Annotated in this window: 8 protein-coding genes, 1 tRNA gene and 1 pseudogene; 4 read left to right on the plus strand and 6 right to left on the minus strand. The window is 42.4% G+C overall.

Features of this window, described 5'->3' with window-relative positions:
* Positions 1-8 precede the first annotated feature (8 nt).
* Complete coding sequence (locus HUW51_RS17310) at positions 9-944, plus strand: ring-cleaving dioxygenase (protein WP_185270877.1); 936 nt, start codon at positions 9-11, stop codon at positions 942-944.
* Positions 945-1,185: 241 nt separating this feature from the next.
* Here the strand turns inward: HUW51_RS17310 and HUW51_RS17315 are convergent, their stop codons facing one another.
* Complete coding sequence (locus HUW51_RS17315) at positions 1,186-3,708, minus strand: AsmA-like C-terminal region-containing protein (RefSeq protein WP_185270878.1); 2,523 nt, start codon at positions 3,706-3,708, stop codon at positions 1,186-1,188.
* Between the two features lie 181 nt (positions 3,709-3,889).
* Here HUW51_RS17315 and HUW51_RS17320 point away from each other — a divergent pair.
* Positions 3,890-3,964, plus strand: a tRNA-Val gene (locus HUW51_RS17320).
* A 147-nt stretch (positions 3,965-4,111) separates the two neighbouring features.
* On the opposite strand, the gene HUW51_RS17325 is transcribed toward HUW51_RS17320, so the two are convergent.
* Positions 4,112-4,753 (minus strand): SGNH/GDSL hydrolase family protein, encoded by a 642-nt coding sequence (locus HUW51_RS17325; protein ID WP_228466702.1) that lies wholly within the window; start codon positions 4,751-4,753, stop codon positions 4,112-4,114.
* A gap of 201 nt (positions 4,754-4,954) precedes the next feature.
* Between HUW51_RS17325 and HUW51_RS24980 the strand changes: the two are divergent.
* Positions 4,955-5,672, plus strand: a pseudogene (locus HUW51_RS24980) (IS1 family transposase).
* Positions 5,673-6,000: 328 nt separating this feature from the next.
* Here HUW51_RS24980 and HUW51_RS17335 read toward each other — a convergent pair.
* A complete protein-coding gene (locus tag HUW51_RS17335; protein WP_185270881.1) occupies positions 6,001-6,666 on the minus strand; it encodes a LytR/AlgR family response regulator transcription factor in 666 nt (221 codons plus the stop codon).
* Positions 6,641-7,441 carry a sensor histidine kinase gene (locus tag HUW51_RS17340; RefSeq protein ID WP_185270882.1) on the minus strand — a complete coding sequence of 267 codons (801 nt, stop codon included), beginning with the start codon at positions 7,439-7,441 and terminating at the stop codon, positions 6,641-6,643. The genes HUW51_RS17335 and HUW51_RS17340 overlap by 26 nt, the downstream gene beginning before the upstream one ends.
* Positions 7,442-7,937: 496 nt before the next feature.
* On the opposite strand from HUW51_RS17340, the gene HUW51_RS17345 reads away from it, so the two are divergent.
* Entirely contained in the window at positions 7,938-9,110 is a 1,173-nt protein-coding gene (locus HUW51_RS17345; protein WP_185270883.1) for a TlpA family protein disulfide reductase, read from the plus strand.
* 225 nt (positions 9,111-9,335) lie between these two features.
* On the opposite strand, the gene HUW51_RS17350 is transcribed toward HUW51_RS17345, so the two are convergent.
* Positions 9,336-10,112: a hypothetical protein gene (locus HUW51_RS17350; RefSeq protein WP_185270884.1), complete on the minus strand. Its 777-nt coding sequence runs from the start codon at positions 10,110-10,112 to the stop codon at positions 9,336-9,338.
* Positions 10,113-10,231: 119 nt separating this feature from the next.
* Complete coding sequence (locus HUW51_RS17355; protein WP_185270885.1) at positions 10,232-11,461, minus strand: erythromycin esterase family protein; 1,230 nt, start codon at positions 11,459-11,461, stop codon at positions 10,232-10,234.
* Positions 11,462-12,082: the final 621 nt, after the last annotated feature.

The raw sequence follows: 12,082 nt of genomic DNA on the forward strand, positions 1-12,082 counted from the left end.
TGAATGTTATGGAAAATAAAATTTTAGGCCTGCATCATATTACGGCCATTGCCGACAAGGCCAAACGCAATCTTGATTTTTATACCAAAACGCTGGGACTGCGCCTGCTAAAGAAAACGGTTAATTTCGACGATCCGGGTACTTACCATTTATATTACGGCGACGAAAAAGGCAGTGCGGGTACTATTCTTACTTTTTTCCCTTACGAAGGTTCCCGCCGCGGACGGAATGGTACGGGCATGATTACTGAAATTAGTTATTCTGTACCGGCCAACAGCTTTGCTTTCTGGCTCAACCGCTTTGCCGAAAACGGCGTGCCTTACCAGCAACCTGCCGAACGTTTCGGGGAGAAATACATTGTTTTCCAGGATCCGGATGGTTTGCAGTTTGCGTTGGTAGCTCCTAAAGCCGAAGATACCCGGGTGCCCTGGGCCACGGCCGAAGTAGATGCCACCGTAGCCACTCGCGGTTTTGCCGGTGCCACCTTAACCCTGCGCGATAAACAAGCTACAGCGGCGGTTTTAACGGATATTTTTGATTATAAATTAACCGGCCACGAAGGGAACCGGCACCGCTACGTTACCGATGCGGTAGAACAAGCCAATATAATTGATTTGGTAGAAGCGCCCAACGAACTTCGGGGAGCCGGCGGAGCGGGTACCAACCACCACATTGCTTTCCGGGTAAAAAACGAAGAAGTGCTGATGTACTTCCATGATAAAATTGCCAGCCAGGGTTATAACATTACCCAGAAAATAGACCGAAATTATTTTTATTCCTTGTATTTCCGGGAGCCAGGCGGCGTCTTATTTGAAATCGCGACCGATAATCCCGGCTTTGGTATCGACGAGTCGTTTGACCAGTTAGGTTCCGGGTTGTTGTTACCGCCGCAATACGAACCCCGCCGCGCCGACATTGAAGCCGTATTGCCCAAATTAGATTAAACAAATCAGAACCTGTAAATTAAAAAGCCAACTTCTCAGAGCAATATAATCGCCCCGGAAAGTTGGCTTTCTGTTTTATATAATTTTAAAAATTTAAAATTTTCAACTTTACAACTTTCAAATCTCAAACCTTTCCAACCTTAAAACTTTCAAACTTTTCAACCTTCCAACTTTCTAACTTTCCAACTTTCTAACCTTCCAACTTTCCAACTTTCTAACCTTCCAACTTTCCAACTCGTTCTTAAAAATCAAAATACTCGTTCTGGCTGGGTTGCGGGGCCGGGTTCCTGTTTGCGGGGGCGGTTTTTCCTTTTTTAATTACTTCTTTAAATTCCTGCTTTTCGCGGCTTAAGTCCTGGGCTATTTTTGCTTTTACCCGTTGTTTATCCAGCGCCACCTTGTAGTTATTTTCGCTGCCTTTTAAGGTCAGGAATATGTTAGGCCCGTTGCTGGCAAATACGGCTCCAGATACATCGGTTTCAGCGTTGGTTTTATGGCGCAGCGGCACCCGGAATTTATAATCTAATTGCTGATCGAAGGTATGCGTGCCCTGTACCCCAATAACTGAAGCCCGCGACGTATTAGAACGTACTTGCATTTCGGGGATATACACCGTGCGGTTCTGAATCCAGAAGGTGTTGCTCAGTTCCGGAAACTGCAAATTGGCTAACTCCCGCTTGGGGATAAAAGGCGCCAGTTTTTGCATGGGTTCAAAGTTAATGAGTTGCCCGTTCTGCACCTGCGCTTTAATCTCGGCTTCCATGCGGTCGGTAAGCGGGGTTAAGTGGTGGTTAAAATACAAATCGGAATGTATCGTGGCAGTAAGCGCGCCGCGTAAGTGCCGTTGTACTAAAAACTGCTGGCCGAAATTTTCAAAAACGTAAAATAAACTATCCAGCTTCAGGTCGTTTACAGTGGTAAGCGTAGTTACCTGAATGTTGTTGCGCTGGCGGGCATCCAGTACTCCCTGGATACTAAAACGCCCGCCAATGGTTTGTAAAGCCAGGCTGGGCGAGGAGATTACCTGGTTTTTGAGGCGCAGGGTACCCTGTACATTTTTGCCCCTAAACCGCCGGAATTGCACCTTCTGAACCGTGGTGTTTATATCAAAATTAAGATAAGGCGATACCACCAGTTTATAAGCCGGCGCTGACCGCCGGGCGGCATTGCTAGTCAGGCGGCTACCCGGTTTCACTTTTTCCTCGCTCAGCAATTCGTCAAAATTTAAAAATTTAGATTCCAGGTCGGCTTCTACGAGCAAGCGTTGGTTGGTTAAGAAAATCCAGCCCAGCACATTTTTAAAATAACCGTTAAGCACAAAATCCGAACTGCCCAGATTGCCTTTAAAACCCGAAACCGCTAAGTCGCTTTTCCGGAAAATAAAATTGCCGTTCAGGTGATGAAAAAGTTGTGGATAATTTTTAACCTGCAAAGCCACATTTTTGAAATTTATCTCGCCGGAGCTGCTTACCTGACCATAGCCCTTCTGCGACTGAAACGCTTCTACTTTACCGGCTAGGGCAATATCTACTGTTACTTCGCCGCTGCCCCTGCTAAGGTTATCGTTCGGGAAAACTTCCAGGGCGTGCGCTACGTCCAGGGTACCTTTTAATTTTACTTGCAGGTAAGGGTCCTGCAGGTTGCGGTAAATTACCTGGCCGGTAAAAGGCCGGTTCTTCAGCCGCCCCCGGATGTTTTTAAAGGTAATCAGCGAGGTTTGGTTATTTTGCCGCGGACCATTGGTGAACTGCCCCTCAAAATTTAAATCTTCTATTTTTTGTTTAGAAGCCGGATGGAAAAAAGTGGCTTGCCGGCAGCCAAACTGCACCAGTACCTGCGGATTAGCTTTACCGGAAGTAATGCCTTTTACAGTGCCATTAAAATAAACCTGGCCCTGGCTCTGATATTCCCCTAAAATTTGGTTGAATTTGGGCGGCAGCAAGGCCAGCAACGATTGCACATTGGTGTTTTTACCCGCGAAACGTAAATCCAGATCGGTAGGCCCGTTGTATTTTACCAAACCGGCTACCTGGTACCGCGCCGGCCCCACCGCAACTTCCCCCGAAGAAATACTTACCTGGTTTTGTTGCCGGTCAATTATCAGATTGGTTTCCAAATCTACCTGTTTATCCTGAAAATAATCATCACCTTCTATCCGGATGGTTTGCAGATGCGCCTGACCGTTGGCCGCCACCAGAATGGTTTTGCCGGTAACTTGCAGGGCAGCCTGTACCTGACGGGTTTTTAGTTGATAGTATTGGTTGCGGTGCTGGTCCGAGTAGGTGAGCGCTACATTTTGCAGGGTTATTTTCTTCAGCTCAAACGCAAACTGCTCATTTTTTGACTGGCTGGTATCCGGCGCAAAAACCAGGTAATTGGCGGTGCCATCGGGTAAAAATTTAATCGAGACTTTGCCGTCTTCCAGAAACATTTCCTGAACGCGGTATTTGCTGCGCAGCACATCGAGCAAGTTAAAGGTAAAGTAAAGTCGTTTGGCCTGGATCAGGGGCGCTTGGCTCTGAGTAAAGCTTTCGGTAACGGTAACGTTTTTTAGCGTAATAGCCAGGTCCGGAAACTTATTTACCAGCGAAAGCCCGATTTGCCCCACCTGCACTTTGGTTTTTAAGTGTTGGTTGGCCTCCGCTACAAACAGCTGAATAATTTTTTCCTGACACGTATACAACAAGCCCGCCCCGAGTACCAGCAACAGTAAAATACCACTTAAGCTATACTGTATTACCTTGCGAATGCCTATCTTATTCAAAACGAAAGCTTTATAAATTTACCGAATCAGGCATTAAAAATACATTCTAAAATCCGGCGGGGCAAACCAGAGGGGGTTAAAAATTTTTTTAATTTTTTTTGAGCAAGTACTTGCAGATTCAAAAAAAACCACGACATTTGCATCACCAAACGACAACAACAGGTTGTTAAAACACAAAAAAGGGGTGTTAGCTCAGCTGGTTCAGAGCACCTGCCTTACAAGCAGGGGGTCACTGGTTCGAATCCAGTACGCCCCACATTAATTAAAAAGCCTTCCAAGTTATTGGAAGGCTTTTTAATTTTATAACCTTAAGAAACCAAGTACAGATTTACTGATTTTTTATAATAATGTAGTTGCTCTCTGTTTCTTATTTCCTTGGTCAAACAGCTACTTTGCTTTAACATTATAATTGAGCCTTTACAAGTTCGGCTACTACCGCTCGGCCGCCTTGGTTCATGTGCAATTTGTCTGCTTGGAAATACTTTCGATTGGCAACAGAATCAAAGTTGCCGATCCGCTTATCTGCAGCTAAATCCACTAAGGCATCCGCGCCAATTTTTTGCCAATTAGTTCGGAGCCACCGATTAAACTTTAGTCGTTCTGACTCTCGTTGATTTTCAGTGGGAGCATATTTAGCATATTGGCTGGCTGTTAAAGTAAAAGCAAAGGTAGTGATGTAATTACTATTAGCGCGTTGGTGATAAGCCTTGATCATAGTGGCTAAAGCATCAGCATTTGATCCGTGGTGTAAGTCGTTTATACCACCCCAAACCATTAAAATGGCCCGGTTCTTCGTACAGGCCGGAATTACCTGGATTTGCTGATCTTCCAGCATTTGAGCTAAAGTCTGCCCAGCTACGGCAAAGTTCTGCCATCCAACATAACCTGGTCCTACTTGCTGCCGCAGTAAAATGGGCCACTCCGTGCCACCATCCTTTGGTTTGGGAGTAGTCATACTATCCCCATCAAATACAATCTGTCTAGTAAGCTTTGTCTCACAAGAAAAGATTACTGTAAGAGTGAATATGAGTAAACAGTATTTCATGTTTATGGATAATCTGGTGCATAAATAAATACTACTTGGTAAGTTTTTGTTACCTGCAATGCAAAAGCAAGTTCGAAAATGCTTTTTCTAAAATTTAAGCAAATACTTATATTTATTTTAGTAAATACTTATATTTAATTCAGGTAGAGTTTTAGAAAGTATGCTGGGTTAAAAAAGGCAATGGGGGTTTAATATGAAAGAATGTGCGAGAGCCTCATCAAGCTAAACTGTCCTTATTGCCAGAACAGTAAAATAGTAAATAACGGAAAGAAAAGAATGGTTCCCGGAACCTGTTGTGCCATTGCTGCTGCAAACAGTTTTAAGCCGCTTACCAGTATAAAGGGGTTAATCCCGCCACTAAGCAGTTGATGATACGACTACTGGAAAGGAATACCGGCATCCGGGACATGTAACAGGTACTACAAGTAAGCCGCCAGTGTGTGTTGCGGATCTTGCTGCGACAGGGCAATGCCATTCAGATTAAGCCAGCCCAAAAGCACTATTCTACTGTTCAAATTGATGAAGTCTGGAGCTTTGTAGGTCAGCGGAAGAAAGGCAAGTACTGGTTGTTTTATGCTTACAGTGCAGAATACGACAAAATATTGACCTATACGTGCGGGAGCAGGAGCGCTACTACATTACAGACATTACTCAGAAAGCTACAAGGAGTGAATATTGACCAATATTGTACCGACTACTGGAAAGCATTTGCCAAAATTTTGCCGACAGAAAAGCACCGCATTGGGAAAGCTTATACCAAAAATATAGAAGGGGTGAATACTTGCCTGATAGCCAGGAACAAGCGTCTTGTTAGATAAAACCACCTGTTTCTCCAAGAAAAAAGAAAACCATATCGCTAGCTTGAATATCATGTTCAACTACCGCAATAAAACCAAAATCCAACCATCATACTTTTTAACCCACTATCTCGGTATTTTATTTATATGGTAAAACATAGGCAAAACTTTTAAATAAATCAGAGAGATAATTAAATTTAAAATGAAGATTGTGGTGTTACTTTTTTGAAAATTCAATCTGATGAATTAACAACCTTATGTGGAAACATCTCATTAACTTTTCTATAAATTATTATTGTTAAAGCACTCAACTACCAACATTGTATTTGCTTTTGATCTTAATCATAAAATATCATTTTGAATTATTATAATCTCACTTTTAACTACAAATAATTGTTAGTTTAACATAATGTTGGTTATAGGAATTTAGAATAACTTCTCACATCCGCGTTAATGAAGTAAATTCTGCCTATATTTCTCTCCTACAGGCACCCTTGTTTTACCCAGCTCGATTGTTGATTTACTTATGGCGGTAATATGGGAAACGTTTATCAAGAAAGAGCGGTGTACCCGGCGAAACAACGTGGAAGGCAGTAATTCCACTAAGGATTTCATGGTCATGTGGGTGATATATTTACTTTGACCGGTGTTTATTAGTAGGTAGTCTTTAACGGATTGGACGTAGATAATAGCAGCATGCTCCACCTTGATTAATTTGCCGTTGACTTTAAAGTAAGAGTAGCTTTTTTCCGCTTGGGGTACAATGGGCTGTTTTAAGAACTTAGCCACACTAACTTGAAACCGCTCATAAGTAATAGGCTTTAACAGGTAGTCGACGGCTTGCAATTCATAACTCATCACCGCGTACTCGGAAAAAGCCGTAGTAAAAATAAAAGCGGGGGGATTTTTTAAAGATTGGATAAACTCGATACCACTTAAGATGGGCATGCGAATGTCCAGGAAAAGTAAATCTATCTTTTCCCGGTGTATAACTTCAAAGGCTTCCAGGGAATTGGCACATTTTTGTACTAGTTGTAGTTGAGGCGTTTGTAAAATGTGGTTTTCCAATATCTGCTGGGCCAAAGGTTCATCATCCACTATAAGGCACTGTATCATGTGATTTTAGTTGAATAGTTAACCGCAATTCATAAACGGTCTCCCCGTTATTTATCTCCATCGTATACCGGCCAGGATAAAGAAGGTCGAGTCTTTTCAATACATTCTCTAAACCAATTCCTTTTGGCGGGTTACGAACTAAACCGGCCTTACTGTTACTAATTTCAGTAAACAGCTCCTTTCCCATCAGGCTGATAATGATCTGCACAAAACCTGCGTTAGTTTCTTCCGCTAAACCATGTTTAAAGGAGTTTTCTACCAAGGGTAATAGTAAGAGCGGTTCAATCTGAGCCGTGTCCCTTATTCCTTGGGTATCAAATAGGATTCTGGTTTGGCCGGAGTAACGCACCGCTTCCACTGCCACGTAATGCTTCAGAAAATCAATTTCCTGCTGGAGTTGAACCAAAGGTTTGGAAGCCTCATAAATAATGTAGCGCATCATTTCTGCCAACCGGGCTACAAGCGGAGCCGCTTGCACGGAATCCTGGAGAATTAGCGCGTAAATATTATTGAGGGTATTAAAAAAGAAATGCGGTTGTAGCTGCACTTTTAAATACGTTAACTCTGCCTGTAGTTGTTGCTTGTGTATCCTTTGCAGTTGCTGTTCTTGTTTAGCTGACTTGATGAAATATCCCAAGGCGCTTATCACCAAAAGCTCCCGACAGATATAAAAGAGGCTAAAGTTTAGCTTAATACTTTTTTTAAAATTAATCCCTTGGGAAGAAATAAAATTTACCGGAGAAAAGCTTATTTGAGAAACGAGCCCATTAATCAAGGGAGTATAAAAATTAAACACCAGCAGAAAGCAGAAAAGCAATCCGCCAAAAAGCAGATACCGTTTCCGGAAGAGATATCGCTGTAGCAAAAGTTTATAATACACCCAGTACGGAACCAGGTACCCTATCCCAGAGACGATTCGGTAGGGTAAAGTTTGTAAAACAATAGTCGTGCTGCCTCCTTCCCGAAGATTAAACTCAATATCCGATGAAAGGGGAAAGAACAGGAAATAGCCCAGGAAAAAAGCAATTTCCAGCCAGACAAACCGGTTACTGAATCGGCGTATATTTAAATACATAGTACGTCAAAGTACTCAATTTCTCTTTTTGGCAGTAGAAGGTATGGTAATCTTTTATCAGTTTTCGACTAAACCGGCATTATTTTCGACTAAATGGGCCGGCATTAATTCCGTCTAAATTCCTGGGGATATCGTCTAAACCGGCTTTTTTAAGTATTCTATTCGTGTAGGTTTGTAGCACTTAACAAGAAAACCTATGACAGCCACGTTACTAATTCCGGCTCTTTTATTTGGGGTGATGAGTACTTTCCACCAGTTCAGGATTTCTGAACGTACTGCTAAAATTGCATTAGGTAAATCTGAACCACCCCAAGCCATTCTGGATAAGGTAAAAAAAGCACAAGCCGCGTTACAAACAATCTCTTATACCATGGAACGGACCGATACGCTGGTTACCGGTGACGTCCGCACCATGCGGGGAAAGGTAAAGCTGCAGGTCGCTATTCAAGACAGTATTTTTGGTTTTAAGTTCGTGGCCCGGAAAGATAGTGAACCAGGCGAAAGAATTTATGACGGACACGTGGGATATGAAACTTACCCGGGTACTAAAACTTACCGATTACTAACGGAGGCTTCTCGCGTGCGGCAATTATTAAACGGGGGTGGGGGGCATCTCGTCCTGGAAGATCTTGTTCGAATTAATACCTCCCAAGTGACGACTATGCATCTTCGGGAAGATGCCCAACATTATTATCTTACCTTTAACTACCGTGATCTGGAGGAATACGATGTTCGCAAACGCTATAAAGTTTTTACTATCGCTAAGTCCAGCCTGCTACCTGTTGCCTTGAGGAGCCATCAGGAGACCTTAGGAAAGATTCAAGATTTATCCTACCGGATAACCGGGTTGCTGGTAAATGATCCTGCTTTCAGCTATAATTTCTCCGAACTGTCCTTCCTTAAAGATTATAATCAGGTGCTAGAAGTACACGCTAATAGGCCGGTGATGAACTTAAAAGATAAACCGTTTCCCCCCTTTGCTCTTCGTTCCTTTGGAAATGATCCGGTATCTTCGGCGCCATTAAAAGGTCAGGTTGTCTTGCTTGATTTTTGGGAAGTCTGGTGCAGCCCCTGTATCGAAGCGCTGCCGAAGATGGAACAATTATATAGCACGTATAAAAAGCGTGGTTTACAGGTCTACGGTATCGTAAATGACTTAAAACAACTGGAAGCAGCAAAAGCTTTGGTACGTAAAAGAGGTTTAAGTTATGCGATGTTGATAGGGAATGAAGCGTTACGAAAAGATTATCATTTAACGGGGGCAGTTCCGCTATATATCTTAATTGATAAAAAAGGCCAAGTTCGGATGATAAGCGAAGGCTTTCCCGCTGAGCTAGAAGCAATCATTCAAAAAGTGCTTACAGAGTAAAATTTAAGGAGGATCAGATTAGAGTCACTTAACATAACTTGACTTATAGGACTAGGTTGGTCATGCTTAAGGTTTGACGATGATTCGTCCGCCATGGGAGGGAGAGAGATAAAACTTCATCTTTAACTCTTTTTCCAAGTCTAGTAATTGGTTGTTTAAGGCAATGCTGCGTAGTCCGATGGAGCTTCTTAAAGAGTCGGCATGAGCAGCTTGCTCTGGGCTAATTTACTGCTCCCAAATAACAAAAGCTTGATCTTGCCCACTCGTATCTACTACCCGGCGCCAAGACTCCACAATTGCCAGTTCGATGGCCGATATTTCCCCCCGCTCCAAAGCGGCGTATAGCTTGGGTTGTAACTGCTGGTAAATAGAATCATGCTCATTGTGACTGATCAGCACCGTTGCCCAGGAATGGTCTCCAATAATCTTTTCTCCGGGGTAGCCCACTTGATCCATGATTTGATTAATGCGTCGCACTTGCGCTCGGTTGTGGGGAACAAATTTTTGCTTGGTATAGCGTTCGCGCCACTTTATTCCGGGGGTCAAAGCCACGCGGAGGGCGCGTTTCTGGTCGGCGGCCAACATTTGCTTGATCTCGGTGCGCAGAGTTAAATTAATGTTGTTTTCGAATGCTTTTTGAAATTGATCCTCGCGGGCCAGGAGCTTTTTAAATTGATCATTGGATTTGAACGGCTGCAGGGTTTTTCTTTTTAGGATCTGTTTGGAAGTCCAACCTTTTAGCATGGCTTTTTCTAAAAAGAAGTAGAGGTTGGCGGTGTCTTTGGTGTAAGCGGCCAGTTGAGTGGCCACCTTCAGATCCCGTAAAAAAACATGCGGATAGGTAGCCGTTAGCTGGAGATAGATTTTTAAACTTTCCGGAAATTGCCGAGCTACCAGATGTTCTTCGGCTTGGGTGATTTGCTGATGATAAGCCAAATAGTTTAGAGTTTGAGCCGAACAGAAAACAGGAAGCAAGAGCAGTAGCAGGCAGATGTTTTTCATGGGAAAGACTTTTCCTGCAGATGCTTTTTAGGCTTTAGAAGTTGCCTGCCAAAATTAGAACAGCCTATAAAGGTAAGGAGGTGGATCCCTCTATACATTCGACCGGTTATTGTGTTGAGCTACTGCTTTTTTAAATAGTGATTCCAGGAGCCACTGGTGTTAGAAATAAAAAGGATATAGTCAAAAGCATCCACCATGTTTCCTGACTGAAATTGATCGTCCGTCACCCCGTAGCCCAATAGCCGATGCTCCACAATCATCGCGGGAACAAGCAATTTATCTGTACTTATAATAAAGTTTTTGTGCTTTACTTGATTTAAGTAGTATTCAATTTGGGATGTTTTGGGAACCACTAACCGGTTGGTACGCACTACTCCCTGTGCATTGTTATTATACCCGGTATAAAATCCTTGGTATGTAGCTAATCCCATGGCCGCATAATCTGTCTTTAAGGAGCGGGATAAGTGCTGCCCCATGGATTGGGAGAATTTACTTTTTGTTTTCTGCACATGCCCATTATGAGCCCAAACGATCATCCGGTGACCCCTATTTAGCTCCTCTAAAATATTGTTGGCCATGAGTGAATCTCTCAGTTCCGAGGCTTTTCCCATATCGCTGGAAAACTGCGGATCGTTCATTCGTAAGAACTGGCGATAGTTATTCAGGTTCTTTAGAAGAGCGGGATTGCTAATCTTATCGAGTTCCTGGTACATCTTTTTACTATCCTGAATTATTCTGTTATAGGTGTCTACAGCCACTTGGTGCCCGTAAAGCTCATTACTCAGCGAGTTGAAAGTAGCTATCAAGCTGTCAGCGGCGGATAGCGCTGGTGGGTCTTTCAAAGCGGAACGCAGATTGCTCATTGCTTTGTAAGGACTTTGAAAATCATAACCATAAAATAAAACCTTTGTCTTGGCCGTCGCATTATGCATTTTCAGGTGCTTAATAAGATCTACAAACTCCCGGGTTTCATAGGTGTACTGGCGGAAGCTTTTTAGAATTTCATTCAAGTCGCCTTTTCCATCTATTAGATATTGATTAAGATCTTCTACTTCGGCATAGGGAGCTTCCAATCCGATTCTGTCAAATTGATGGAACCCAATTAACTTTTTAATGATATTTGCCTTGGCCAGGAAAAATTCATGCGTACCATGAGTCGCTTCCCCAAGGCCCAAGGCTCTGTATTGAGTTAAGTTTTTGAGTAAAGTGGAATTGGCTGCTTGGGTGAAAGAAAAAGTACTATCAAGAGGGATCGCCCGCTGGTTTAATTCTTTAACCAAATCCCTGGTCTGGGCAAAGGATGTAAGTATAATGAACGATAGCAGAAGAAGGGTTATCAGTCTTTTCATGTCCTAAGGATGATTGTGACAACCGGATTCCATAATTGAAAACCTTTTTTGTTCCAAGACAAGCTAATCCCAGTCAATGTCTTTCTAGTTTTAGTAAACGAGTAAAAGTACCAGAAAATGCGCCCTAAAAAGAACCTGTTCAGAACGCTGGAAACGCGATCTTTCTGATAACGAATCATATGTTAAATAAGGATCGGTTTCTAGCTTTTGTTATATTTATAAGTTGTAAGGGGTAATATTTTATTGACTGAGTTATTTTCCATGAGCATACTTATTAGGCTAAATGGCCAAATAGGAGTTAGGGTTAATGGCTTCGCATAAAAAGCAGTGGCAGTTGGTAATCTTATTTTCTTTTATAGCTTTTTACCTCAACTATCAGGAAGAACTTCCACCTTTTAAAAATATTATAGAAAGTGAGTGTTCCAAAAGAAGTAGGATGTAACAAATGCGTAAATTTTATAATAAGCTATTGGGTATAAGTTATTTATCAACTTGTTTGTTTTGATTTACGGCTAAATTAATTTATATTAATTCAATTATTAGTATTAATTACTACGGCTTCTTTCCCTTAAGTGAAGTTCACTAGATTTTGCTAGTTTAGAAATGGCTATTCACATGGAT

Source organism: Adhaeribacter swui, from assembly GCF_014217805.1.
Taxonomy (GTDB): Bacteria; Bacteroidota; Bacteroidia; order Cytophagales; family Hymenobacteraceae; genus Adhaeribacter; species Adhaeribacter swui.